This window comes from Streptomyces sp. Wb2n-11 (assembly GCF_001049855.1).
GTDB classification, from domain to species: Bacteria; Actinomycetota; Actinomycetes; order Streptomycetales; family Streptomycetaceae; genus Streptomyces; species Streptomyces altiplanensis.
In genome coordinates, this window is sequence record NZ_CVPB01000001.1 from 2,658,507 (window position 1) to 2,681,888 (window position 23,382).

The following is a 23,382-nucleotide window of genomic DNA, read 5'->3' on the forward strand; positions in this document are numbered from 1 at the left end:
CGGCGCCCGCCCTGCCCGCCTCTCTTCCCGGAGCGGGAGCGGGCGGGCGCCGCGGGCGTCCGGGGCGGCTCAGCCCAGCATCTGCTTCAGGTCGGCCAGCAGGTCGTCGCCCGATTCGATGCCCACCGACAGCCGTACCAGGTCCGCCGGAACCTCCAGCGCGGACCCCGCCGCCGACGCGTGCGTCATCCGGCCCGGGTGCTCGATCAGCGACTCGACGCCGCCCAGCGACTCGCCCAGTGTGAAGAGCTTCGCGCGGTTGCAGACCTCGACCGCCGCCTCCTCGCCGCCGTCGACGCGGAACGACACCATGCCGCCGAACGCCTTCATCTGCTTGGCCGCGGTCTCGTGGCCCGGGTGCTCCGGCAGCCCCGGGTACAGGACCTGGCTGACCCGGGGGTGGCGGGACAGCATGTCCGCGACGCGCGTGGCGTTCTCGCTGTGCCGGTCCATCCGCACCGCCAGCGTCTTGATGCCGCGCAGCACGAGCCACGCGTCGAACGGCCCGGCGACCGCGCCCATCGCGTTCTGGTGGTACGTCAGCTCCTCGCCCAGCGCCGCGTCGTCCACGATCAGCGCGCCGCCGACGACGTCCGAGTGCCCGCCCATGTACTTCGTCGTCGAGTGCACGACGACATCCGCGCCGAGCGCGAGCGGCTGCTGGAGGTAGGGGCTCGCGAAGGTGTTGTCGACGACGAGGCGCACGCCGGCCGCGCGCGCGACGCCCGCGAGCGCCTCGATGTCGCTGATGCCCAGGAGCGGGTTCGAGGGCGTCTCGACCCAGATGACCTTGGTCTTCGGGGTGAGGGCGGCCCGTACCGCCGCGGGGTCGGAGCTGTTCGCGACCGAGAAGGTCACGCCCCACCGGGAGACGACCTTGGCGAAGAGCCGGAAGGTGCCGCCGTACGCGTCGTTCGGGATGACCACGTGGTCGCCGGGGCTCAGCAGGGTCCGCAGCAGGCAGTCCTCCGCCGCCAGGCCCGACGCGAAGGCCAGCCCGAGGCTGCCGCCCTCGAGCGCCGCGAGGTTCTCTTCCAGGGCGGTGCGGGTCGGGTTGGCGCTGCGGCTGTACTCGTAGCCGCCGCGCAGTCCGCCCACGCCGTCCTGCTTGTACGTGGACACCTGGTAGATCGGCGGGACGACCGCGCCCGTGAGGGGGTCCGCGGTGTTGCCGGCGTGGATCGCGAGGGTCTCGAAACTGTGCTGGTCGCTCATGGGAAACGAGGGTAGTTCGTCGGCGCCCGCATCCCGGTTCCCTCCGGGCCCCGTCCCGGTTCTGTCCCGCCGGCGTCCGGGACAATGGAGCCATGGAGATTCTCTGGTTCCTGATCGCCCTGTGCATGCTGGCGGCGGTCATCGGCCCCGTCGTGCTGCGCAGGCGCGGCGGCGGCATCCGCCTCGTCCCGCCCGGCTCCCCCGACGCCGCCGACCCGGCCGACTACGGCTTCGTACGCCAGGAACTGCTCGACGTCCGCATGCCGGGCCCGGACCAGGACCTGGAGGACGTACTGGAAGTGGTGCAGCGCTCCCAGGACTGGCGGGCCGCCGCGCAGCTCCTGGCCGGAACGCCGAAGGAGGGCGAGGTCCGCTGGCAGCGCGTGCAGGCGTTCGCCGGGGCCGCGTCGCTGGAACTGGCGCAGCACCCGGGCGAGGGCGGGCGCTGGCTGCGGGCCTGGCGGGCCGAGTCGCCGAAGGACGCGGGCGGCGCGCAGGTGCACGCCGAGTTCCTGGTGCAGCAGGCGTGGCGCACCTCGACGCCCGGCACGGACGACTTCCGGATCATCCTGGAGGAGGCCCGTACGGTGTGCGGCGAGGCGGCGCTGCTCGCACCGGGCGACCCCGTCCCGTACCTCACCGAACTGGCCGTCGCGCGCGGACTGGCCTACTCCGAGCCCGAATTCGACCAGCTGTGGGCGAAGGTCCTGGACCGCGCGCCGGACCACATGGGCGCGCACCTCGCCGCGCTGAGCTACCGCAGCGAGAAGTGGCACGGCTCGCGCGGGGCCGCCGACGCCTTCGCCACCGCGGCCGCCGCCCGCGCCCCGCAGGGGTCGCTGCTCGCGGCGCTGCCCCTGTTCGCGGTGTACGAGCACCTGCCCGAGGTCAATCTCGTGAACGGCTTCTACCAGAGCGCGGTCGTGTCGAAGGCGATGGAGGGCGCGCTCTACGCGGTGCACGCCGCCCGCCCCGACGACCCGATGCTGGCGCACGTGCGCCACCTGCTGGTCTTCTTCCTCGTACGCGCCGAACGCTGGTCCGAGGCGATGAACCAGCTGCGGCACGTGGACGGGCACGTCGGCGCCCTGCCCTGGACGCACAGCCCCGACCCGGCGGCGGACTACGCGGTGTACCGGGCGCTGGCGGTCGCCGGGTACGAGGCGAACGGCGGCAGCCCGGCGACGCTGCCCCGCTGACGCCCCGGCGCCGGGCGGCTGACACGGAATTCCGGGCGGCGCCGGAACGTTGATCCCGGTGCCGCCCCGCCCCCGTGCCCGCGCCCCGCGCCCGTGCCCGTGCCCCGTGAAGGAGACCGCGTCATGCTGTTCGGCCGTACCCCCCAGCTCCCCACCCCCGAGCAGGCCCTGAAGGGCCGCCCGACCCCCGAGTTCGAGGTGCCCTCCCGCCACACGGTCCTCGGCAATCCGCTCGTGGGCCCATACCCGGACGGTCTGGAGACCGCCGACTTCGGCATGGGCTGCTTCTGGGGCGCGGAGCGCACGTTCTGGCAGACCGAGGGTGTCTGGACGACGCTCGTCGGCTACCAGGGCGGCTACACCGAGAACCCGGCGTACGAGGAGGCCTGCTCGGGCCTGACCGGCCACACGGAGGCGGTGCGGGTGGTCTTCGACCCCTCCGTCGTCCCGTACGAGCAGCTGCTGAAGGTCTTCTGGGAGAACCACGACCCGACCCAGGGCTTCCGCCAGGGCAACGACGTGGGCACGCAGTACCGCTCGGCGATCTACACCCACTCCCCCGCCCAGGCCGCGGCGGCGGAGGCGTCCCGCGAGGCGTACCAGAAGGTACTGACGGCCTCGGGCCACTCCACGATCACCACGGAGATCCTCCCGGCCGACACCCGCCCGTTCTGGCCGGCCGAGCCGTACCACCAGCAGTACCTCGACAAGAACCCGGCGGGCTACTGCGGCATCGGCGGCATGGGCGTCTCCTGTCCGGTCGGCGTCGCGAAGGCCGATGGCTGAGCCCTCCCGCCGGACACGGCGGCGACGCTGGACGCGCCGCTCGCCGGCCCCGGTCCGGTGAGCGGCGCCCTGCGGGCCCGGATCCCGCACACCCGCGTGACGGGCCGGTTGCGGTTGCGGTTGCGGTTGCGGTTGCGCGACGCTCGGCCTGACGGTGGACCGCGCGGCCGTCCCGGCGGCCCCGGCGCACGGGAATCCGGCTGTGGACGTCTGGTACGCCGTACCGGACGACGCCGGGGCCATGGTGTTCACCGAGGACGGTTACCTCTCGCTCCTGGAGATCTACTCGGCGTCCGGCGAGCCGGTCACCACGTGGCCGGAGCCTCGCTTCCTGGAGCACTGAGGGGCCCTGCGGGCGGCCGTCCGGTCCGGGCGCCGACGGCCGGTTCGCGCGCACCGCGGAGGGCCGGCCGGGCCGGGCGTTCCGGCGCTGCCGCTGCGCTCGCGGACCTGCCCCCCGGCCGCTCGAACCCGTCGTCGTTCACGTGCGCCCCGTTTATCCGCTGGTGGCCGCCGGCGGCAGGCGCGGGCATCGGGGAACGCCTGCCTTCCTGGAGACCGAACGGCTCGTGCTGCGGCCGTTCGGTGAGGACGACAGCGACATCGAGCGACTGGTCCGGCTCGACAGCGGCCCCGACGTCATGCGCTTCATCAACGGCGGACGCCCCACCTCCCGCGCACACGTCGTCGAGCGGGTGCTTCCGCAGCTGACCCGCGACTGCCCGTGCACCGGGACCCGTGGGGTCTGGGCCGCCGAGGAGAAGGCGACGGGCGCGTTCCTCGGCTGGTTCGGGTTCCGGCCGCTGGCGGACGACTGCGCCGATGTCGTCGAGCTCGGGTACCGGCTGGGCCGGCCCGCCTGGAGGTGTGGTTACGCCACCGAAGGAGCCCGCGCCCTGATCCGCAAGGGGTTCACCGAGTTCGGCGTGCAGAAGGTCACCGCGGACACCGTGTACGTCAGCTCCCGCTCGCGGCGCGTGATGGAGAAGGCGGGGCTCGTCTTCTCGTACGCCGGTGGTACGGGGAGTGGCCCGACAGCATCGACGGCTGCGAGCACGGGGAGGTCGAGTACGCCCTGGAGCGGAGCCGGTGGAGCGACCGCGGCGGGACCGGCCGCCCGGCGGACTGAGGCCCGTATTTTGCCTGCCCGTGCGCTTGTCGTGATCCTGACCAGGGATGATGACGTTCCGTGTACACGAATCTCATCACCGTCGTCGGCCTGGCGGTTCTCGCCTGGGCCCTCGTCCACGTCACCCGCCTCGCCCTCCGCAACCAGCGGGCCAAGCACTTCGACGCCGCCGCCCACGGCCTCGTCCCCCGCGACCGGCTCGACACCCGGCGCCCCGGCCCGCCCCGCGACGAACCCGCGCTGCGCCTCTCCGTCGACGCCGCCTGCCGGGGCGACTGGGAGCCCGCCTCCGGCCTGCTGGCCGCGGCCACGGACGAGCGGGACTGGGAGACGCGCTGGCGGCTCGTCGAGGTCTTCGCGGACGTCGCCGTCGAGGACGAGCGGTGGCTGCGGACCTGGCGCGCCGAACGGCCCCGGGACGCGGACGCCGTCGTCGTGCACGCCCACGCCCTTCTCCTGCGCGCCTGGGAGGCGCGTGGCGTGGAGTACGCCGGGGAGACCCCGGACGACCGGATGGCGCTCTTCGCCGAGCTGCTGCCGACCGCGATGCACGCCGCACGGGAGGCGGCCGCGCTGGCCCCGCGCGACCCCTCGCCGTGGATCACGATGGTCGCCGCCGCGCGCGGACTCGGGCTCCCGCACGACGAGTTCCGGCAGCTGTGGGGCGAGGTCGTGGCCCGGGCGCCGCGGCATTACGACGCCCACTGGCAGGCACTCCAGTACTGGTGCCAGAAGTGGTACGGCTCGCACAAGCTGATGTTCAAGTTCGCCAAGGAGGCGGCGGAGTCCGCGCCGGCCGGCTCCCTGCTCTCCGGGATCTACCTGCACGCCGTGCACGAGGCCGTGCGCCAGGAAGGCGGGCAGGCGTACCGCACCTGGGCCACCAGGCCGATGCTGGCCCGGGTCGCCGCCGACCTGGCGCAGGCGGTGCCCGACGACCACCGGCTGCCCCCGATACGTCATCTGCTCGCCGCCACGCTGGTGAAGACCGGGCGTTACACCGAGGCCCTGGCCCAGTTCCGGCTGATCGGCGGCTGGTGCGGAGCCGCCCCGTGGACCGACGCCGACGATCCCGTGCCGGCCTTCGACCACGCCCGCGGCCTCGCCGCGCTGGGGTCGGGCCGCCCTTAGCGGGCGGGCGGGGGCGGCGCCGCGTCACCCCGCCTGCTGCCGCATCCTCGCCGCCGTGCCCGCCGCGTCGTAGCCGGGGGCCACGCCGTCCACCAGGACGATGTCCGCGGTGATGTACCGCGTACGCAGCGGCACGATCTCCTGGTAGGCGTCGGAGTCGTACCAGGCACGCGCCTGGTGGATGTCCGGGAAGCCTATGACGACCAGGTAGCCGGGCCACTCCCCCTCGCGGACCTCCACCTCGGTCCCGTGGACGAGGAAGCGGCCCCCGAAGGGGTCGAGGGTGGCCTGGATCCGCTCCATGTACACGAAGGTGTCCTCGTGCTGGGCGGCGGCGTGCAGGTGACCGACGGCGTAGGCGCTCATGGTGTTTCCTCCCCGGGGGATGCGACGAGCTGGTGCGTCACATCCTCGCGGGGGGCCCGGCGGCAGTCGATTACCTCCTGGGTAATGCGGGACAGCGCGACGCGCGCCCGGCGCCCGGCGTCAGATCGTCGCCGCGTCGATCACGAAGCGGTAGCGGACGTCGCTCGCGAGCACCCGCTCGTACGCCTCGTTGATCCGGTCCGCGCCGATCAGCTCGATCTCCGCGCCCAGCCCGTGCCGCGCGCAGAAGTCGAGCATCTCCTGCGTCTCGGGGATGCCGCCGATCATCGAGCCGGCCAGGATCTTGTTGCCGCCGATCAGCGAGAACATGTTGAGCGCGTTGGGCTCTTCGGGGGCGCCGACGTTCACGAACGCCCCGCCCACCTTGAGCAGGCCCAGGTAGGCGTCCATGTCGAGCGGCGCGGAGACCGTCGAGACGATCAGGTCGAAGGAGCCGGCCAGCTCCTCGAAGGTCTTCGGGTCGCTGGTCGCGTAGAAGTGGTCGGCGCCGAGCTTCAGCCCGTCCTCCTTCTTGCGGAGGGTCTGGCTCAGCACGGTCACCTCGGCGCCCAGCGCGTCGGCGATCTTGACGCCCATGTGGCCGAGGCCGCCCAGACCGAGGATCGCGACCTTCTTGCCGGGGCCCGCCTGCCAGTGGTTGAGCGGCGAGTAGAGGGTGATGCCGGCGCACAGCAGCGGGGCGGCGACGTCCAGCGAGAGGCCCTCGGGGATGCGGACGGCGTAGTTCTCGTCGACGACGAGGTGGGTGGAGTAGCCGCCGTAGGTCGGCTCGCCGTTCTTGTCGAGGGCGTTGTACGTACCGGTCGAGCCCTTGGCACAGTGCTGCTCCTGGCCCGCGCGGCAGGCCTCGCACTCCCGGCAGGAGTCGACGAGGCAGCCGACGCCCACCCGGTCGCCGACCGCGTACTTGCTGACGCCGGGGCCGACCTCGGTGACGATGCCGGCGATCTCGTGGCCGGGGACCATCGGGTAGATGCCCTTGCCCCAGCCGTCGCGTGCCTGGTGGATGTCGGAGTGGCAGATGCCCGCGTACTTGATCTCGATCAGTACGTCGTGCTCGCCGACCGGGCGGCGCGGTACGGAGGTCTTCTCCAGCGGGGCGCCGGCGGAGGGGGCGGCGTATGCGGCAACAGAGGTGGCGGGGGGAACAGAAGTGCTCATGGCGGCCAGCCTGCGGGAACCGCGGGCGTCCACCCAGCCCCCTGTTGAGCGTACGTCCGCTGTGCGTACCACTGGCGGGGACAGGATCACCGTCGTACGACAGGCAATACTTGACTGTTATGGACCAGCGCGCCGAACTGAGTGAGTTCCTCCGCTCCCGCCGTGCGCGGCTCAAGCCCGAGGACGTGGGCCTGCCCGACTTCGGCAGGCACCGCCGTGTGCCGGGCCTGCGCCGTGAGGAGCTGGCGCAGCTGGCGGGGGTCTCGGTGGCGTACTACACCCGTCTTGAGCAGGGGAACGGCCGCAACGTGTCCATGGGAGTGCTGGACGCGATCGCCCGCGCCCTGCGGCTGTCCGACGCCGAGCGCGACCACCTCACCCATCTCGCCAAGCCCTCGCAGAAGCGCAGGCGTCCGGCGCGGCCGCAGCGTCTGCGGCCCGGTGTCCAGCAGCTGATGGACACCATGGAAGGGGTGCCGGCGTACGTCATGGGGCGGCGCACCGACATCCTCGGCTGCAACCGCATGGCCCGCGTGCTGTTCGGCGACATCACCGCGCTCCCCGCCGAGGAGCGCAACCTCGCGCGTCTCCTCTTCCTGGGCGACGGCTTCCGGGACGTGTACGCCGACTGGGAGCTCAAGGCGTGCGAGGTCGTCAGCCACCTGCGGCTGGACGCGGGCTGTCATCCGGACGATCCGCTGCTGTCCGCGCTGGTCGGCGAGCTGTCGGTGAAGAGCGAGCTGTTCAGGAGCTTGTGGGCCGCGCACCACGTGAAGGACAGGGGCCACGGCACCAAGCGCCTGCACCACCCGCTGGTGGGTGAGCTGACCCTGGCGTACGAGACGCTGACGCTGCCCGACGACCCGGAGCAGCACCTGATCACCTTCCACGCGGAGCCGGGCTCGCCCTCGCGGGAATCCCTGCAGCTGCTGGCGAACTGGGGCACCGATGTGGAGTACGCCGCATGAGTGACACGACGGTGACCCTGCGCCGGGCGGCCGGGCCCGACGACGCCGCCGCCGTGGCCGAGGTGTGGCTGCGGTCGTACGACGCGGCGCTGCCCACGGTGAAGCGGGCGCACAGCGACGACGGGGTGCGGGACTTCTTCCGGTACGCCGTGGTGCCGGAGCAGGAGACGTGGGTGACGGAGAGCGGCGGCGCCGTGGTGGGGATGATGGCGCTGGAGCCCGGCCGGATCGAGCAGCTGTACCTGGCGCCGGACCACCGGGGGCGCGGGATCGGCGACCGTTTCGCAGAGCTCGCGAAGGAGCGCTCGCCCGGCGGTCTGGAGCTGTGGACCTTCCAGGTCAACGGGCCCGCCCACCGCTTCTACGAGCGGCACGGCTTCCGTGCGGCCGAGCGGACGGACGGCTCGCGCAACGAGGAGCGCGAGCCGGACGTCCGTTACGTGTGGGCGCCGCGGGCCTGAGGCGGCGCCGGCGGGTGCGGGGACGGGAGGTCAGGCCGTCGCGTTCTCCGTCACCGTGACGCGGCCCTTGCGGATCGTGGCCAGGCGCGGGGCGCGGCGGGCGAGGGTGCTGTCGTGGGTGACCATCACGAAGGTCAGTCCGTGTTCCTTCCACAGCCCTTCGAGCAGTTCCATGATCTCGTCGCGCATCGACTCGTCGAGGTTGCCGGTGGGTTCGTCCGCGAGCAGTACCTTGGGCCGCTTGACGAGCGCGCGGGCGATCGCGACGCGCTGCTGCTGGCCGCCGGACATCTCGCCGGGCAGGTGCGTGAGGCGTTCGCCCAGGCCCACGGAGCCCAGCGCCTCCGCTGCCCGCTCGCGCCGGTCCGCCGCCTTCAGGCCCAGCGGCACGAGCGCCGTCTCGACGTTCTCCTGGGCCGTGAGGGTGGGGATGAGGTTGAAGCTCTGGAAGACGAAGCCGATGCTCTCGGCGCGGACCCTGGTGAGCCGGGCCTCCGGCAGCGCGGCCAGGTCGACGCCGTCGAGCTCGACGCTGCCCGCCGTCGGCCGGTCCAGGCCGCCGAGCATCTGGAGGAGGGTGGACTTGCCGCCGCCGGTGGGGCCCTGGATGACGAGGCGGCCGCCGTCCTCGATGGTCAGGTCGACGCCGGCGAGCGCGTCGATGGTTTCCTTGCCGCGCCGGTAGCGCTTGGTGACGCCTCTGAGCTGGTACATGGGTGAGGTCTCAACTCCTGCTGTGCGAAGTACGAAGTACGAAGAAGGGGCGCGGGCGGTCAGGCGACGCGGCGCAGCGCGTCGGCCGGGCGCAGCCGGGAGGCGCGCCAGCCGCCGAAGCCGCCCGCGATCAGCCCGCCCGCGACGGCCAGGGCGACGGCGAGGGCGACGGTGGTGAGGGAGACGGGCGCGGTGAGCGCGATGTCGACGGCCTTGCCGGGGGCCTGCCGGAGCGGGCCTCCCATGCCGCCGCCGGGACCGGTCACCGTGGCGCCGCCACCGCCACCCAGCTGGGCCGTAAGCGTGGGGCTGGTCGCGGTGATCAGGTACGCGCCACCGACACCCACTGCGATGCCGAGCGCGCCGCCGAGCAGACCGTTGACCAGGGCCTCGCCGACGACCTGGCGGGTGACGCGGCCGCTCTTCCAGCCGAGCGCCTTGAGCGTGCCGAATTCCTGTACGCGCCGGCCGACCGCCGACGAGGTGAGCAGCCCGGCCACCAGGAACGCGGCGGCGAGCACGGCGGCGGAGAGCCACGTGCCGACGCCGGCGGCGAGGCCGGAGGCGGTGGAGAGGGAGCCGGAGACGGTGTCGGCGAGGTCGGCGGAGGTGGTGACGGTCGTACCCGGGATGTTCTTCCGGACCGCGGACTCGACGCCGTCGATGCGCTGCGAGTCGGTGACCCTGACGTAGACGGTGGTGACCTTGTCCTCGGCGTCGGCCAGGGTCTGGGCCTGCTTGAGGGGGACGTACACGTGGGCGGCCGCCTCGCCGCTGTCGACCGTCGCGATGCCGACGACCTTGTACTTCGTACCGGAGACGGTGACGGTCCCGCCGGTCTTGAGCTTCTTCTCCTGTGCGTAGGCGCTGTCGACGACGGCGACCTCGGCGTCGGTCTCGGCTTTGGTGAAGGTGCGTCCCGAGGTGATCTCGGAGGAGGTGAGCGGGCCCAGGGCGGGTTCGGTGACGTCGGTTCCGTAGACGGAGAAGGAGTCGACGCCGAACGCGGCGCCACCGCCCCGTACCGCGCCGCCGCCTCCGGTGCCGCCGCCGGGTCCGCCCGGCTGCGCGGGCTGCGCCTTCTCGACCTCGCCGCGCTTGAACTGGCCGCTGACCTTGAGGACTTGCAGGCTCAGGCCGCCGACCGCGTCGGCGACGCCGTCCTGCTCCGCGACCTTGCCGACGGTGGAGGACGCCAGGGTCTGGAAGCCCTGCACCATCACCCGGTCGCTGCTCTGCTCCTTGTCGTCGCCGCTGTCCCTGGCGTCGAACTCGAAGCGCGGCCTGCGGCTGGTGTCGTTCTCGCCGGGCGGCGTGGCGGCCTTGGTGACCGTCATGTCGGTCCCCAGTCCGTACAGCGATTCCAGGACCTTGTCCTGGGCGCGGCCCATGCCGGTGGAGACCGAACCGACCACGATGACCAGCGCGATGCCGAGGGCGAGGCCCGAGGCGACGACGAGCGCCGCCCTTCTGCGGCGGCGCAGTTCGCGCCGGAGGTAGGTGAAGAACATGGCGCGAAGGTACGGGCGGCTCGTGATCGCCGGATAAGGCCGGTCTGAGAGCCGTATGAGAAGCGGGAACGCGAACGGCGGCGGGCGCCGCCCCAGAGGTCGGGGGGCGCCCGCCGCCGCGCTTGCTGCGGAGAGCCGGGGAAGGGGCTCGGAGAGCTCGGATCAGACCGCGGAGCCGGCCTTCCACTGCTCCCAGTCCATGTTCCAGCCGTTGAGGCCGTTGTCGGGCTTGATGGTCTTGTCCGGGGAGTTCTTGACGATGACCACGTCGCCGACGAGGGAGTTGTCGAAGAACCACGCGCCGGGCTGGTTCGGGTCGTTCGCGCCCTTGGCGTCGTTCAGGCCCACGCAGCCGTGGCTGGTGTTGGCGCTGCCGAAGATCGAGTCGGCGCCCCAGTAGTTGCCGTGGATGAACGTGCCCGACGTGGACAGCCGCATGGCGTGCGGCACGTCCTTGATGTCGTACTCGCCCTTGCCGTCGTCGTCCGTGAAGCCGACCGTCGCACCGTTCATCCGGGTCTCCTTGAACTTCTCGGAGATCACCATCTGGCCGTTGTACGTCGGGTTCTCGGGCGCGCCCGCGGAGATCGGGATGGTCTTGACCGTCTTGCCGTCCTGCGTGACCGTCATGGTCTTCGTCTGGGCGTCGACGGTGCTGACCTGGTTGCGGCCGACGGTGAAGGTGACGGTCTTGTCCTGGACGCCGTAGATGCCCTCGGCGCCCTCGACGCCGTCGAGGGCCAGCTTCATGGTGACCGTCGAGTCCTCCTGCCAGTACTCCTGGGGGCGGAAGTCGAGCCGCTGCGGGCTGAACCAGTGGCCGACGACTTCCTGGCCGCTGCTCGACGTGACCGTGATGCCCTTCTGGACGGCGGCCTTGTCGGTGATCGGCTTGTCGAAGTTGATCGACACCGGCATGCCGACGCCGACCTTGGAGCCGTCGTCGGGCGTGAAGTTCCCGATGAAGCTGTTGGCGGGCGAGACGGTGGTGAAGGACCCGTTCTCGTGCGCCTCACGGCCTTCGGAGTCGGCCGCCGTCGCCGAGATTTTGTACGTCGTCGAGCGCTCCAGCTGCGCGTCCGGCTTCCAGCTGCTGCCGTCGGCGGTGATGGTGCCCGCCACCTTCTCGCCGGCCGACGAGGTCATGGTGACCTCGGTCAGCTTGCCGTCGCTGACGGTGACCTTGGTGCCGCGGTTGATGCTGACGTTGTCGGCCCCGCCCTTGGGCGTGATCGCTATTCGCGCCTTGGAGGTGTCCTTGGCCGCCGCCTCGTCGACCTCGGCCTGTGACTTCTTCGAGCTCTCGGCAGCCGTGGCGCCGCCCTTGTCACCGCCGTCGCTGCAGGCCGAAAGGACCAGAACGCCGCTGAGCAGTGCGGACGCGGCCACAAGACCCCTGCGCCGCTTGCTGTCCGTCATCACACGCTTCTCCATCATTGCCGATTCCCCACAAATCCCCGGGCAGGGCGCTGGGCAGCGTCTCCCTGCCAATGCCTTAGAACTCCTGGACCGGTACGTCCGTTCCACATCCGGGAAGAATGTGGGGAACACCACTCATCGACGCGGCCACACCGCCGCCGGTTGCGGCAGCGGCGCGTTCTTTTCCGCCGGGCCTCCCCGAGAAGTCACTCGGGCCCTTCTTCGTCGTCTTCGTCGTCCTCATCCAGGTCCCACTCCACGGCGTCCGGGTTGTAGTCGATCCGCTCGCTGCTCCACGACGCCTGCGCGAGCTCCACCCCGGGTACGTCGCCGATCAGGTCGAACGGGTCCACGAGGTGGGCGAGGGCCTCCGCGACGTCTTCCCGCACCGCGGACCGGGCATGCGTCCGTTCGGCGTCCTGGGCGTGCGTGTCTTCCGTGACGTGGGCGAGAGCGGCTCCGGTGAGCGTTTCGGGATCGGAAATTTCCAGCACCAATTCCACCTGGAGCCGGACAAAGCGTGACGTGTCAGTTGCGTTCATGCGTCGGAGCGTAGGCCCACGGGCCCTCACGACTTTCCTGCGACCCGCTGCTTTCATTAGCATCGGCGCACACGGCCAATTCCCGGTTGCCTCAAGGGGGATCGATTACGTGTCCGCACGCCGACCGCTGCTGACCGCCACCGCTGCGGGCACACTGCTGTGTGCCCTGTGGTTCGTCCCGTCCGCCAATGCGACGGCGGAGAAGGAGACACCAGCCCAGCCCCCCGCCCAGTCCCAGCCCCGGCCCCAGTTCCAGCAGGCCGGGATGAGCGCCTCGCGGGATCTCGCGCTCGCCGACACGGGCAGCGTGGACACGACCCCGTATCTGATCGGCGGGACGGCGTTCCTCGGCGTGGGCGCCGGGTTCGTGGCGTTCTCGATGCGCAGGGCCGCGCGCCCGGTCTGACGCACGGCCCTGTCGCCCTCCGACGTTCCGTCCGGTTACGCGAGGGGCCCGGTCACGGCCGTGACGGCCTGGAGGAGTCCGCCCGCCCGCACGAAGGCGTCGGCGGCGGCGAGGTCGGGCGCGAGGTAGCGGTCCGGCCCGGGGCCCTCGACCCCCGCTTCCCGTACGGCCTTGATGACGGCCTGCGAGGCGGGCGCGGGGGTGAGTCCCTCGCGCAGCTCGATGCCGCGCGTGGCGGCGTACAGCTCGACGGCGACGATCCGCGTCAGGTTGTCGATCGCGGTACGCAGCTTGCGCGCCGCCGACCAGCCCATGGAGACGTGGTCCTCCTGCATGGCGGAGGACGGGATCGAGTCGACCGAGGCGGGAGCCGCGAGCCGCTTCATCTCGCTGACCAAGGCGGCCTGCGTGTACTGGGCGATCATCAGGCCCGAGTCGACGCCGGCGTCGTCGGCGAGGAAGGGCGGCAGCCCGTGCGACCGGTTCTTGTCGAGAAGCCGGTCGGTGCGGCGCTCGCAGATGGAACCGAGGTCGGCGGCGGCGATGGCGAGGAAGTCGAGTACGTACGCGACGGGCGCCCCGTGGAAGTTGCCGTTGGACTCGACCCGGCCGTCGGGCAGGACGACGGGGTTGTCGACGGCGGAGGCGAGCTCCCGCTCGGCGACGGTCAGCGCGTACGCGAGGGTGTCGCGCCCGGCGCCGGCGACCTGGGGGGCGCAGCGCACGGAGTAGGCGTCCTGGACGCGCGGGGCGTCGCCTGTGACCTCGGCGTGCCGCCCGGTGAGGCCGGAGCCGGCGAGGACGCGGAGCATGTTGTCGGCGGACGCGCCCTGGCCCGGGTGGGGCCGGAGGGCGTGCAGCTCGGGCGCCAGGACCTTGTCGGTCCCGAGCAGCGCTTCGAGGCTGAGCGCGGCGGTGATGTCGGCGGAGGTGTAGAGCCGCTTCAGGTCGTCTATCGCCATGAGCAGCATGCCGAGCATGCCGTCGGTGCCGTTGAGGAGGGCCAGGCCCTCCTTCTCGCGCAGCTCGACGGGCACGATGCCGTGCGCGGCGAGCAGCTCCCCGGCGGGCCGGACGACCCCGTCGGGGCCTTCGGCGTCGCCCTCGCCCATCAGCGCGAGGGCGCAGTGGCTGAGGGGGGCGAGGTCGCCGGAGCAGCCGAGCGAACCGTACTCGTGGACGACGGGGGTGATCCCGGCGTTGAGCAGGTCCGCCATGGTCCGGGCGACCTGCGGGCGTACACCGGTGTGGCCGGAGGCGACGGTCTTGAGCCGCAGGAACATCAGCGCGCGTACGACCTCGCGCTCGACGTGCGGGCCCATGCCGGCGGCGTGCGACCGGACGATGTTGCGCTGCAGCTGGGCGCGCAGGTCCTGGCTGATGTGCCGGGTCGCGAGGGCGCCGAACCCGGTCGAGACGCCGTAGACGGGCTCGGGCTTGGCGGCGAGCGCGTCGACGATCTCGCGCGAGGCGGCGAGGGCGGCGAGGGCCTCCTCGGAGAGCTCGACCCTGGCGTTGTGCCGGGCGACGGCGATGACGTCCGCTGCGGTCGTTCCGGACGTCCCCAGCACGACTGTTTGCATATCCATATTCAGAACCCTACGGATTGAATCCCTTCCTGTCACTACCCGACCGGCGGTTGACTCCTTACCCGGCGCCGGACGTGCGGCCGCCCGCGGCGCTTCCCCCGCTCCGCCCCGGATCCCGGTCCCCAAGCGGCGGACGGGCCGGAAGCCGGCGGCCGCACCAAGCCCGTCCGATGACGGAGGACACGCCCGGAGGGCGCCCGGGGCCCGTCACCCCTCCGGCCACCGCCCCCGGAACGCCCGCCGCTCGTGCGGCGCGGCCGGAGGCGCGTCCGCGAGCCGGACCACCGCCCCGTCCCGCCCCGCGACCACCGGCTTCGCCGACCGTGCCGCCTTCGCCCGGTACTGCGCCGCGTCCGCCAGCCGGAAGAGGCGGCGCGCGCTGCGCACCGGCCCGATCGGATCGCCGGTCGAGGCGACGCCGCACGCGACCCCCTCCCCCAGGTCCATCTCCGCCGCCCGTACGCACAGGGCCTCGGCCACCCTCACCACCGCGTCCGACGACGGCCCCACCGCCAGCAGGCAGAACTCGTCACCCCCGAGCCGCGCCGCCAGCGCCCCGGGCAGCATCGCGCCGCACACGGACAGCACCGAGCCGAAGCGTTCCAGCAGGCGGTCGCCCACCGCGTGGCCGAGGGAGTCGTTGACCCGCTTCAGGCCGTTCAGGTCACAGACGACCAGGCTGACGACCGTCCCGGACTCCCGGTGCCGCTCCACCGCCTCGTCGAGCCCCATGTCGACGGCCCGCCGGTTCGCCAGCCCCGTCAGCGGGTCGGTGAACGCGAGCTTGCGGACCTCCTCCAGCAGCTCCGTCTGGGCGATCCCGGCCGCCACCACCGACGCGAGCACCGTCGCGAAGTCCGCGTCGGGGCGGCCGAAGACGGGCTCCCCGGCCGGCCGCGCCACATAGAGCTCCCCCCACGCCTGCCCCCGCAGCACGATCGGCGCGACCACGCACGACCCGCGCCCGCGCCGCCGCAGCGCCGCCACCCGCTGGTGGCAGTACCCGGGGGAGCCCCCGTCCCCCTCCGGGGGCCCCTCCGCCGTCTCGACCCACGCGTGCGGCCCGCCCCCGCCCGCCCACTCCTCGTGGAGGAACTCCGCGATCTCCGGGAACCGGTGCACGGGGTAGGTCTCCTCCTCGGGGAACTCCTCCTCCCCCACCGCCCGCGCCCCCGCGTTGACGAGCACCCGCAGCCGCCCCAGCTCGCGCTCCCACACCGAGATCGCCGCGAAGCTGCCCCCAGCGCCTCCTTCGCCCCCAGCGCGGCCGCCCGCCAGGACTCGCGCGGGGTGCGCGCCGCCGCCATGGCCTGTGCCAGCGTCACCACGGCCCGCAGCCGCGCATCCTCACCCATCTCCTCAGCTTAGGGATTTTGAGGAGATTTGTATCGATACGATCCTTACTCGCTTTTCCGCCCTACTCGCCCGGCCACCGGGGCGCGCGCTTCTCGTTGAACGCCGCCACGCCCTCCACCCGGTCACCCGAGAAGGCCACCGACCGCCACGCCGCGTCCTCGACCTCCAGGCCGGCCCGCAGGTCGAGCCCGTGCCCGAGCCGCATCGCCCGCTTCGCCGCCCGCAGTCCCACCGGCGAGTTCCCGGCGATCCGCGCCGCCAGCGCCAGCGCCTCCTCGCGGTCCTGGCCGGCGTCCACCAGCTGGTCCACCAGACCGAGCCCGGCCGCCTCCGCCGCTTCCACCCGCCGCGCCGTGAACACCAGCTCCGCCGCCCGCGCCGCCCCGACCCGCCGGGGCAGCAGCTGCGTACCGCCGCCGCCCGGGATGACGCCCACCGACACCTCGGGCAGCCCGACCACCGCCGTGCGGTCCGCCACGATCAGGTCGCAGGCCAGCGCCAGCTCGAAGCCCCCGCCCAGCGCGAAGCCGTGCACGGCGGCGATCGTCGGCATGGGCAGCTCCAGCACGCCGGTGTACGCGCCCCGGGAGACCGGGCGCTGACGTACCAGTTCGGCGTCCGTGAAGGAGTTGCGCTCCTTGAGGTCCGCCCCGACGCAGAAGGCCCGCTCGCTGCTGGACGTCACCACCGTCACCCGCACCCGCGGATCGGCGCCCAGCGCGTCGCACGCCGCCCCGATGGATCGGGCCATGTCCGTGGACACCGCGTTCATCGCCTTGGGCCGGTCGAGGACCAGCTCGGCGACGTACCCGTGCCTGCGTACGCCGACGAACTCTCCGAAGCGTTCCTGTTCCCCGCTCATGCCGCACACCCTCCCGGTTAACGATCGTTACCGGAAGGATCCTAGGTGGGGCGCCTGGTCAGAAGCCATGGTTCGACCGTGCCGAGTCCGCGCACCGGCCGCTGCCACATCGGCTGGAGCGCGAACCGGTACGAGGGCGGGGTGACGCCCTCCTGCTCCGCCTTCTCCGCCTCGGCCGACGCCTGCGCCTCGGAGACCGGCGCGTCACCGGTCCGCGACAGCTCCTCGGCGAGCGCCCCGTCGACGAGGAGCCCGTTCTTCGGCGCTATCGAGGTGAGCCGGCTGGCCAGGTTCACGGTCGTGCCGAAGACGTCGCCCATGCGCGTGGTGACCGTGCCGAAGGCGATGCCGACGCGCAGGGCCGGCATCGTCTGGTCGGCCTCCATCGTCTCGATGAGCCGCAGCGCGATCTCCGCCGCCGTGCCCGCGTCGTCCGCCGCGTAGAGGACTTCGTCGCCGAGCGTCTTGATGAGCCGGCCGCCGTGGGCCGCGACGAGGTCCGCGCAGGTCGTCTCGAACGCCTCGACCAGCTCGCCCAGCTGCTCCTCCTCCAGGCGCCGCGTCAGCCGCGTGAAGCCGACGAGGTCCGCGAAGCCGACCGCGAGCCGCCGGTCGACCATCTCCTCGTCGTCGGCGGCCTGGACGACCCGCCCGGTGGCGGCGGCCAGCTGGCGCCGCCAGACGTAGCGCAGGAACTCCTCCAGCTCGGGCAGGAGCAGCTCGACCAACGGATACGTGACCTCGGTACGGGTCATGCCGGGCTCGGGCGGCTCGGTCAGCCCCTCCAGGAAGGAATCGATCTGCCATTCCGCCAGCCGGGCGGTGGTCTGCCCGGTGGACCGGGCGACCTGCACCGCCATCGGCTCGCTGAGCAGCCCCGCCTCGACGAGACCGGCGAGCCGCCGCAGGGCCAGGACGTCCGCCTCGGTCAGGGCCTTGGCCTGCCCGATGTCGGCGAAGCCCATGGCCCGCCAGAACCGGGAGGCGAGGTCCATGGAGACGCCGGCGGTACGGGCGGCCTGGAAGGGGGTGTAGCGGCGCTCGGCGCCGAGGATCAGCTGCTCCAGGCGGATGGCGAGCGGATTGTCGGTCGGCTCCGCGGTGTGGTCGACGGCGTGGTGGGGCGTGGGGTACGGCGACGGCTCCACGGCGGCGGGCACCCCGCCGCCGGCCCCGTCCGCCCGGACGACACCGTGGACCGGGCCCGCGCCGGGGCCGGACGGGGCCGCCGCACCCGCGGAGGGCTCCTTGCCCGCGCCGGAGCCGGAGGGCGCGGGCGTGCCGGCCCCCGGGTCCGTGTCCCGGTCCCGCCGCTCGCCCGCAGGGGACCCCGTGTCGTCGACGGTCACGTACCGCCTCCTGCCCGTTCCCTGCGCACTGCCCTGTGTCCTGCCGATCGTCTGTCGCGCGATCCGTCGCGGATCGCCTCAACGATACGGCAGGTGTGCCCTACCTCACTCCTCCGTCCCGTGCGCACCCTCCGCGCCCGGCCCCGGCCTGAGGTGGACGACGTCACCGGCCCCCACCGGCTGCTGGACCCCCTCCTCCGTCGCCAGCACCAGCCGCCCGTGACCGTCGACGGCCACCGCTTCGCCGGTCACCGACCGGCCGCCGGGCAGTTCCGCCCGCACCGTGCGGCCGAGCGTCGCGCACCCCGCCACGTACGCCTCCTGGAGCCGGCAGGCCGCCGGATCGCCGTCTGCCGCCCGCCATTCGCCGTACCACTGTCCGAGCGAACGCAGCACGGAGCGCAGCAGCGGATCGCGGTCCGTGGAGACCGCTCCGGCGAGCGCGAGCGACCCCGCGCCGGGGACCGGCAGCTCCTCCTCCGCCAGGGTGACGTTGATGCCGATGCCGACGACGACACCGTCCGCCGCCCGCTCGGCGAGGATGCCGCCGGCCTTGCGTTCCTCGCCCCCGGCCGTCACCAGGAGGTCGTTGGGCCACTTGAGTGCCGTGTCGACGCCCGCGGACCGGGACAGCCCGGTCGCCACCGCGACGCCGGCGAGCAGCGGCAGCCAGCCCCACTTCTCCACGGGGATCCCGGTGGGCTTGAGCAGTACGGAGAAGAAGAGCCCGGAGCGCGCGGGCGCCGACCAGCGCCGGTCGAGGCGTCCGCGGCCCCCGGTCTGCTCCTCGGCGACGAGCACCGCCCCTTCGGGCAGCTCTTGGGCCCGCGCGGCCAGGTCGGTGTTGGTGGAGCCGGTGGAGGGCACGACGTCCAGGGACGTCCACAGGCCGCCCTCCCGCACCAGTGCGCGGCGCAGCGCGTCGGCGTTGAGCGGCGGCCGGCCGAGGTCGGACCAACGGCTGTCTGAAGCATCGGGAGGCGTCATGCAACCCAGCGTAGGTGTGGCAAACGACGCACTGCCGGGCGGCACACGCGCCGCTACGCTACGTGCCAGTAGCCGTCCGCTGACCAGGCAGGGAGCCGCATCCCGATGTCCGAGCCCGAGACAGACATCCACACCACCGCGGGCAAAATCGCGGATCTGCAGCGCCGCATCGACGAGGCGACGCATGCGGGCTCCGCGCGCGCGGTCGAAAAGCAGCACGCCAAGGGCAAGTTGACGGCCCGTGAACGGATCGACCTGCTCATGGACGAGGGGTCGTTCGTGGAGCTCGACGAGTTCGCCCGGCACCGCTCGACGAACTTCGGCATCGAGAAGAACCGTCCGTACGGCGACGGCGTGGTGACCGGCTACGGCACGGTCGACGGCCGCCCCGTCTGCGTCTATTCGCAGGACTTCACGATCTTCGGCGGATCGCTCGGCGAGGTCTACGGCGAGAAGATCGTCAAGGTCATGGACTTCGCGCTGAAGACCGGCTGCCCGGTCGTCGGCATCAACGACGGCGGCGGCGCGCGCATCCAGGAGGGCGTCGTCGCGCTCGGCCTGTTCGCCGAGATCTTCCGCCGCAACGTCCACGCGTCGGGGGTCGTGCCGCAGATCTCGCTGATCGTCGGCCCGTGCGCCGGCGGCGCGGTCTACTCGCCCGCGATCACCGACTTCACGGTGATGGTCGACCAGACCTCGCACATGTTCATCACCGGCCCCGACGTCATCAAGACGGTGACCGGTGAGGACGTCGGCTTCGAGGAGCTCGGCGGCGCGCGCACGCACAACACCACGTCGGGTGTCGCGCACCACATGGCGGGTGACGAGAAGGACGCGATCGAGTACGTCAAGTCGCTGCTCTCGTACCTGCCTTCGAACAACCTCAGCGAGCCGCCGGCCTTCCCGGAGGAGGCCGACCTGGAGACGTCCGACGAGGACCGCGAGCTGGACGCGCTCATCCCGGACAGCGCCAACCAGCCGTACGACATGCACACGGCCATCGAGCACGTCCTGGACGACGGCGAGTTCCTGGAGACGCAGGCGCTCTTCGCGCCCAACATCATCACCGGCTTCGGCCGGGTCGAGGGCCGGCCGGTGGGCATCGTCGCCAACCAGCCGATGCAGTTCGCCGGCTGCCTGGACATCAACGCGTCCGAGAAGGCCGCGCGCTTCGTCCGCACCTGCGACGCGTTCAACGTGCCGGTGCTCACCTTCGTGGACGTGCCGGGCTTCCTGCCGGGTGTGGACCAGGAGTACGGCGGCATCATCCGGCGCGGCGCCAAGCTGATCTACGCGTACGCGGAGGCGACCGTCCCACTGATCACGGTCATCACGCGCAAGGCGTTCGGCGGCGCGTACGACGTCATGGGCTCCAAGCACCTGGGCGCGGACCTGAACCTGGCGTGGCCGACCGCGCAGATCGCGGTGATGGGCGCGCAGGGCGCGGTCAACATCCTGCACCGGCGCACCATCGCCGCCGCCGAGGACCCGGAGGCGGTCCGGGCGGAGCTGATCTCCGACTACGAGGACACGCTGCTGAATCCCTACGTCGCCGCCGAGCGCGGTTACGTGGACGCGGTGATCATGCCGTCGGACACCCGCCGGCACATCGTGCGCGGGCTGCGTCAGCTGCGCACGAAGCGGGAATCCCTCCCCCGAAGAAGCACGGCAACATCCCCCTCTAGGAGCTCCAGAAAGGGCCGTTGACGATGATCAAGGTCGTACGGGGCAACCCGACCCCGGAGGAGCTGGCCGCCGCCCTGGCGGTGGTCCAGGCACGCGCCGCGGCGGCGGCCGGCCCGCCGTCCGGCGCGGCGCAGCCGCCGGCCGCCTGGTCGGACCCGGCCAGGGTGGCGCGGCGGCGGCTGCCGCAGCCGGGGCCGACGGCGTGGGGCCGGACGTACTGGCCCGGCTAGACGCAGTGACGTGAAGGTGTGAAGGCCGGATCCGCGCGCACGTGGCGGGTCCGGCCTTCGGCGTGTCCGCCGGCGGGCCTCTGGAGGACCTCGGCGACGGTCTTCGCCATCAGCCGGTAGCCCGCGTCGTTGGGGTGCAGCGCGTCGCCGTGGTCGTACGCCGGGGCGAGGCGGTCGGGGTCGGCCGGATCGGCGAGCGCCTTGTCGAAGTCGGCGTACGCGTCGAACTCTCCCGACGTGCGGATCCAGTGGTTCACCTCGTCGCTGACCTTCGCCGCGTGCGGCCCCCAGTGGTCGGAACCCTTGAGCGGGAGCAGCGTCGAGCCGACGACCCGCAGGCCCTCGGCGCGGGCGGCGCGGATCAGCTTCCGGTACCCGGCGACGAGTTCGGCGGAGGAGACGACGGGGGACGGCTTGTAGGTGGGCTGGTCCTTCGCCTCGCTGAAGCCGATGTCGTTGAGCCCTTCGAGGATGACGACGGTGGAGACGCCGGGCTGGTCGAGGGCGTCGCGGCCGAAGCGGGCGGTGGCGCGTTCGCCGTACCAGGCGGAGTCGTTGAGGACGAGGTTGCCGCCGATGCCCTGGTTGACGACCGGGCGGCCGGTGCGCTCGGCGAGGGCGTCGGAGTAGCGGCGGTCGGTGTGGGGGGTCGAGCCGAAGCCGTCGGTGATGGAGTCGCCGAAGAGGACGATGCCGTCCTTCTCGCGGGGCCGGGCTTCGCGGACCTCGACACCGGAGAGGTAGTACCAGGACTGGGTGGAGTCGGTGAAGGCGGCGCCGGAGGCGTCCGTCCGGTGGTCGCCTTCCGCGCGGTAGGTGTCGGTCCAGGCCTGGGAGTGGAAGGTGGCGGGTCCGGTGGTGCCCGCGAGGTAGAGGGTGACGGTGACGGACTCCAGCCGCTCCAGGGGCAGCCGGACGGCGTCGCTGCGCAGCTCGCCGCGGGCCGGTATCTCCACGGCCCGCTTTCCGGAGAAGGTGAGGTGGCGGACGCTGCCGGGCTGGACGGCGGCGCCCTTCGCCGTACGGGCGACGGTGGCGCCGGTGATCGTGAGCGGCGAGGTCCCGTAGGCGTTGGAGAGGCGGATACGGGCCTGCTCGCCGGCGGCGGTGACGCGGACGACCTGGCGGACGGTCTGGCGGGAGAAGCCCTCCTGGGACCAGTTGGGGGTGAAGCCGGTGCTGGGGAGCTGCGGGGACGCGCCCCAGGCGGCGGTCCAGCGGCCGGCGGACTGTGCGGGGGACGACGGCGGCGCGGGGGACGACGGCGGCGCGGCGCCGAGGAGGCCGAGAGCGAGGACGGAGGCGGCGACGGGGACGGCTGTACGGCGTACCGGGTTGGCGGGCATGACACAGCCCTTTCACTAATGGGAAGCAAGTTCCGTTAAGATGCGAGGACCGTACCAGACTCGGAGCATCTAATGGAACAGAATTCCCGTTTGGAGCCCGCCGCGCTCACACCGGGGTCCGTGCGCCCCGGCGGACGGACCGCCAAGGTCCGCGCCGCCGTGCTCGGAGCGACGCAGGAAGCGCTGGTGGAGGGGGGCTTCCACGGCCTGAACATGGACCGCGTCGCGGCGAGCGCGGGCGTCGGCAAGACCACGGTCTACCGCCGCTGGGGCTCGGCGGCGGGTCTCGTCGCCGACCTGCTGCGCGACATGGCCGAGCAGTCGGTGCCCGCCGCCGACACCGGCTCGCTGGAGGGCGACCTCCTGGCCAACGCCCGTCTCGTGCACCGGACCCTTACCGATCCGCGCATGGGCCCCGTCTTCCGGGCGGTCATCGCGGCGGCGGCGTGCGACGAGGAGTGCGCGCACGCGCTGAACGGCTTCTACGCGACACGCATCCGCGCGTGGGCGCCGTGCGTGGAGCGGGCGGCGGAGCGGGGGGAGGTCCCGGCCGGCACGGACGCGGGCGAGGTGGTCCGGGCGGTGTCCGCCCCGCTCTACTACCGCTTCGCGGTGAGCCGGGAACCGCTCGGCGAGGCGGACGCGGCGCGGGCGGCGGGGGCGGCGCTGGCCGCGGCGAGAGCCGGAACGTTCACCCGGAATTAGTCCATCGGTACCGGCCCGCCTGAGTACGGGTACTCAGGCGCCGAAGCCGTGCCGGCCGCAGGATCGAAGGCATGCTGTGGTCCGACCCGGAGAACGAGCCTCCGAAAGAGCTGCGTGAGATGCAGGCGATGCTCCGGCGCGCGGGCGTGCTGCTCGCCCTGGCGATGGTGGTGGCGATGTTCGTACTGGGTGTCCACTGACCCGGCCGGCCGGGGCCTGCCCCGCGGGAACGAGCGCCCGCGC

The 23,382-nt window shown here is 72.6% G+C and carries 22 protein-coding genes and 3 pseudogenes; 12 read left to right on the top strand and 13 right to left on the bottom strand.

The annotated features are described in order from the left end of the window. Positions 1–69: 69 nt before the first annotated feature. The gene (locus tag BN1555_RS11770; RefSeq protein WP_093799346.1) at positions 70–1,215 is read right to left on the bottom strand and encodes a cystathionine gamma-synthase; all 1,146 of its coding nucleotides are present in this window, start codon (positions 1,213–1,215) and stop codon (positions 70–72) included. 92 nt (positions 1,216–1,307) lie between these two features. On the opposite strand from BN1555_RS11770, the gene BN1555_RS11775 reads away from it, so the two are divergent. The 5 genes and pseudogenes from BN1555_RS11775 (at position 1,308) to BN1555_RS11790 (ending at position 5,460) form a co-directional block, all read left to right on the top strand. After that, entirely contained in the window at positions 1,308–2,414 is a 1,107-nt protein-coding gene (locus BN1555_RS11775; RefSeq protein ID WP_093799347.1) for a hypothetical protein, read from the top strand. A 123-nt stretch (positions 2,415–2,537) separates the two neighbouring features. After that, positions 2,538–3,200 (top strand): peptide-methionine (S)-S-oxide reductase MsrA, encoded by a 663-nt coding sequence (gene msrA, locus BN1555_RS11780; RefSeq protein WP_093799348.1) that lies wholly within the window; start codon positions 2,538–2,540, stop codon positions 3,198–3,200. 202 nt (positions 3,201–3,402) lie between these two features. Further along, on the top strand, positions 3,403–3,543 hold the full coding sequence (locus tag BN1555_RS38935) for a hypothetical protein (protein ID WP_176710025.1): 141 nt from the start codon (positions 3,403–3,405) through the stop codon (positions 3,541–3,543). A 163-nt stretch (positions 3,544–3,706) separates the two neighbouring features. After that, positions 3,707–4,329 (top strand): annotated as a pseudogene (locus BN1555_RS11785) (GNAT family N-acetyltransferase). Between the two features lie 60 nt (positions 4,330–4,389). After that, positions 4,390–5,460, top strand: a complete 1,071-nt coding sequence (locus tag BN1555_RS11790; protein WP_093799349.1) for a DUF4034 domain-containing protein — start codon at positions 4,390–4,392, stop codon at positions 5,458–5,460. Positions 5,461–5,484: 24 nt separating this feature from the next. Here the strand turns inward: BN1555_RS11790 and BN1555_RS11795 are convergent, their stop codons facing one another. Together BN1555_RS11795 and BN1555_RS11800 are read right to left on the bottom strand one after the other, a co-directional pair. Then, the gene (locus BN1555_RS11795; protein WP_093799350.1) at positions 5,485–5,826 is read right to left on the bottom strand and encodes a DUF1330 domain-containing protein; all 342 of its coding nucleotides are present in this window, start codon (positions 5,824–5,826) and stop codon (positions 5,485–5,487) included. 120 nt (positions 5,827–5,946) lie between these two features. Then, positions 5,947–7,008: an NAD(P)-dependent alcohol dehydrogenase gene (locus BN1555_RS11800; RefSeq protein WP_093803344.1), complete on the bottom strand. Its 1,062-nt coding sequence runs from the start codon at positions 7,006–7,008 to the stop codon at positions 5,947–5,949. 119 nt (positions 7,009–7,127) lie between these two features. Between BN1555_RS11800 and BN1555_RS11805 the strand changes: the two genes are divergently transcribed. Beyond that, positions 7,128–7,976 carry a helix-turn-helix transcriptional regulator gene (locus BN1555_RS11805; RefSeq protein ID WP_093799351.1) on the top strand — a complete coding sequence of 283 codons (849 nt, stop codon included), beginning with the start codon at positions 7,128–7,130 and terminating at the stop codon, positions 7,974–7,976. After that, positions 7,973–8,437: a GNAT family N-acetyltransferase gene (locus BN1555_RS11810; protein WP_093799352.1), complete on the top strand. Its 465-nt coding sequence runs from the start codon at positions 7,973–7,975 to the stop codon at positions 8,435–8,437. The genes BN1555_RS11805 and BN1555_RS11810 overlap by 4 nt, the downstream gene beginning before the upstream one ends. Before the next feature lie 30 nt (positions 8,438–8,467). Here BN1555_RS11810 and BN1555_RS11815 read toward each other — a convergent pair whose 3' ends face one another. The 4 genes from BN1555_RS11815 to BN1555_RS11830 all read right to left on the bottom strand — a co-directional run bounded on the left by BN1555_RS11815 (position 8,468) and on the right by BN1555_RS11830 (position 12,623). Next, on the bottom strand, positions 8,468–9,151 hold the full coding sequence (locus BN1555_RS11815; protein ID WP_093799353.1) for an ABC transporter ATP-binding protein: 684 nt from the start codon (positions 9,149–9,151) through the stop codon (positions 8,468–8,470). A gap of 59 nt (positions 9,152–9,210) precedes the next feature. After that, positions 9,211–10,662, bottom strand: a complete 1,452-nt coding sequence (locus tag BN1555_RS11820; RefSeq protein ID WP_093799354.1) for an ABC transporter permease — start codon at positions 10,660–10,662, stop codon at positions 9,211–9,213. A gap of 162 nt (positions 10,663–10,824) precedes the next feature. Continuing rightward, a complete protein-coding gene (locus tag BN1555_RS11825; protein ID WP_093803345.1) occupies positions 10,825–12,096 on the bottom strand; it encodes a L,D-transpeptidase in 1,272 nt (423 codons plus the stop codon). A 191-nt stretch (positions 12,097–12,287) separates the two neighbouring features. Continuing rightward, positions 12,288–12,623: a hypothetical protein gene (locus tag BN1555_RS11830; RefSeq protein WP_093799355.1), complete on the bottom strand. Its 336-nt coding sequence runs from the start codon at positions 12,621–12,623 to the stop codon at positions 12,288–12,290. Between the two features lie 109 nt (positions 12,624–12,732). Here BN1555_RS11830 and BN1555_RS11835 point away from each other — a divergent pair, with 109 nt between their 5' ends. After that, complete coding sequence (locus tag BN1555_RS11835; protein WP_093803347.1) at positions 12,733–13,029, top strand: hypothetical protein; 297 nt, start codon at positions 12,733–12,735, stop codon at positions 13,027–13,029. A 35-nt stretch (positions 13,030–13,064) separates the two neighbouring features. Here the strand turns inward: BN1555_RS11835 and hutH are convergent, their stop codons facing one another. From hutH to BN1555_RS11860, 5 genes and pseudogenes are all read right to left on the bottom strand, one after another. Continuing rightward, the gene (gene hutH, locus BN1555_RS11840) at positions 13,065–14,612 is read right to left on the bottom strand and encodes a histidine ammonia-lyase (RefSeq protein ID WP_093799356.1); all 1,548 of its coding nucleotides are present in this window, start codon (positions 14,610–14,612) and stop codon (positions 13,065–13,067) included. 213 nt (positions 14,613–14,825) lie between these two features. Continuing rightward, positions 14,826–15,973: pseudogene (locus BN1555_RS41305) on the bottom strand (diguanylate cyclase). 62 nt (positions 15,974–16,035) lie between these two features. Then, entirely contained in the window at positions 16,036–16,836 is an 801-nt protein-coding gene (locus BN1555_RS11850; protein WP_093799357.1) for an enoyl-CoA hydratase/isomerase family protein, read from the bottom strand. A gap of 41 nt (positions 16,837–16,877) precedes the next feature. Further along, positions 16,878–17,984, bottom strand: a complete 1,107-nt coding sequence (locus BN1555_RS11855) for an adenylate/guanylate cyclase domain-containing protein (RefSeq protein ID WP_255306402.1) — start codon at positions 17,982–17,984, stop codon at positions 16,878–16,880. Between the two features lie 306 nt (positions 17,985–18,290). After that, positions 18,291–19,172: a biotin--[acetyl-CoA-carboxylase] ligase gene (locus tag BN1555_RS11860; protein WP_093799358.1), complete on the bottom strand. Its 882-nt coding sequence runs from the start codon at positions 19,170–19,172 to the stop codon at positions 18,291–18,293. Between the two features lie 105 nt (positions 19,173–19,277). Here BN1555_RS11860 and BN1555_RS11865 point away from each other — a divergent pair. Continuing rightward, positions 19,278–20,857: pseudogene (locus tag BN1555_RS11865) on the top strand (acyl-CoA carboxylase subunit beta). Between the two features lie 24 nt (positions 20,858–20,881). Then, positions 20,882–21,088: an acyl-CoA carboxylase epsilon subunit gene (locus BN1555_RS11870; protein WP_093799359.1), complete on the top strand. Its 207-nt coding sequence runs from the start codon at positions 20,882–20,884 to the stop codon at positions 21,086–21,088. Here BN1555_RS11870 and BN1555_RS11875 read toward each other — a convergent pair. Further along, positions 21,085–22,434, bottom strand: coding sequence for a GDSL-type esterase/lipase family protein (locus BN1555_RS11875; protein ID WP_093799360.1), 1,350 nt, complete (start codon positions 22,432–22,434; stop codon positions 21,085–21,087). The genes BN1555_RS11870 and BN1555_RS11875 overlap by 4 nt on opposite strands. A gap of 72 nt (positions 22,435–22,506) precedes the next feature. Here BN1555_RS11875 and BN1555_RS11880 point away from each other — a divergent pair, with 72 nt between their 5' ends. Together BN1555_RS11880 and mmpB are read left to right on the top strand one after the other, a co-directional pair. Then, on the top strand, positions 22,507–23,139 hold the full coding sequence (locus tag BN1555_RS11880; protein WP_093799361.1) for a TetR/AcrR family transcriptional regulator: 633 nt from the start codon (positions 22,507–22,509) through the stop codon (positions 23,137–23,139). Positions 23,140–23,210: 71 nt separating this feature from the next. Then, a complete protein-coding gene (gene mmpB / locus BN1555_RS40285; protein WP_093799362.1) occupies positions 23,211–23,339 on the top strand; it encodes a morphogenic membrane protein MmpB in 129 nt (42 codons plus the stop codon). Positions 23,340–23,382 lie beyond the last annotated feature (43 nt).

What these genes read in the sequence shown, in the direction of transcription:
- BN1555_RS11815 (WP_093799353.1), bottom strand. Translation starts at nt 9,151, where the DNA reads ATGTACCAGCTCAGAGGCGTCACCAAGCGCTACCGGCGCGGCAAGGAA.
- BN1555_RS11850 (WP_093799357.1), bottom strand. Translation starts at nt 16,836, where the DNA reads ATGAGCGGGGAACAGGAACGCTTCGGAGAGTTCGTCGGCGTACGCAGG.
- BN1555_RS11870 (WP_093799359.1), top strand. Translation starts at nt 20,882, where the DNA reads ATGATCAAGGTCGTACGGGGCAACCCGACCCCGGAGGAGCTGGCCGCC.
- BN1555_RS11810 (WP_093799352.1), top strand. Translation starts at nt 7,973, where the DNA reads ATGAGTGACACGACGGTGACCCTGCGCCGGGCGGCCGGGCCCGACGAC.
- mmpB (WP_093799362.1), top strand. Translation starts at nt 23,211, where the DNA reads ATGCTGTGGTCCGACCCGGAGAACGAGCCTCCGAAAGAGCTGCGTGAG.
- BN1555_RS11825 (WP_093803345.1), bottom strand. Translation starts at nt 12,096, where the DNA reads ATGGAGAAGCGTGTGATGACGGACAGCAAGCGGCGCAGGGGTCTTGTG.
- BN1555_RS11880 (WP_093799361.1), top strand. Translation starts at nt 22,507, where the DNA reads ATGGAACAGAATTCCCGTTTGGAGCCCGCCGCGCTCACACCGGGGTCC.
- BN1555_RS11875 (WP_093799360.1), bottom strand. Translation starts at nt 22,434, where the DNA reads ATGCCCGCCAACCCGGTACGCCGTACAGCCGTCCCCGTCGCCGCCTCC.
- BN1555_RS11820 (WP_093799354.1), bottom strand. Translation starts at nt 10,662, where the DNA reads ATGTTCTTCACCTACCTCCGGCGCGAACTGCGCCGCCGCAGAAGGGCG.
- BN1555_RS11770 (WP_093799346.1), bottom strand. Translation starts at nt 1,215, where the DNA reads ATGAGCGACCAGCACAGTTTCGAGACCCTCGCGATCCACGCCGGCAAC.
- BN1555_RS11830 (WP_093799355.1), bottom strand. Translation starts at nt 12,623, where the DNA reads ATGAACGCAACTGACACGTCACGCTTTGTCCGGCTCCAGGTGGAATTG.
- BN1555_RS11800 (WP_093803344.1), bottom strand. Translation starts at nt 7,008, where the DNA reads ATGAGCACTTCTGTTCCCCCCGCCACCTCTGTTGCCGCATACGCCGCC.
- BN1555_RS11795 (WP_093799350.1), bottom strand. Translation starts at nt 5,826, where the DNA reads ATGAGCGCCTACGCCGTCGGTCACCTGCACGCCGCCGCCCAGCACGAG.
- msrA (WP_093799348.1), top strand. Translation starts at nt 2,538, where the DNA reads ATGCTGTTCGGCCGTACCCCCCAGCTCCCCACCCCCGAGCAGGCCCTG.
- BN1555_RS11860 (WP_093799358.1), bottom strand. Translation starts at nt 19,172, where the DNA reads ATGACGCCTCCCGATGCTTCAGACAGCCGTTGGTCCGACCTCGGCCGG.
- BN1555_RS11775 (WP_093799347.1), top strand. Translation starts at nt 1,308, where the DNA reads ATGGAGATTCTCTGGTTCCTGATCGCCCTGTGCATGCTGGCGGCGGTC.
- BN1555_RS11805 (WP_093799351.1), top strand. Translation starts at nt 7,128, where the DNA reads ATGGACCAGCGCGCCGAACTGAGTGAGTTCCTCCGCTCCCGCCGTGCG.
- hutH (WP_093799356.1), bottom strand. Translation starts at nt 14,612, where the DNA reads ATGCAAACAGTCGTGCTGGGGACGTCCGGAACGACCGCAGCGGACGTC.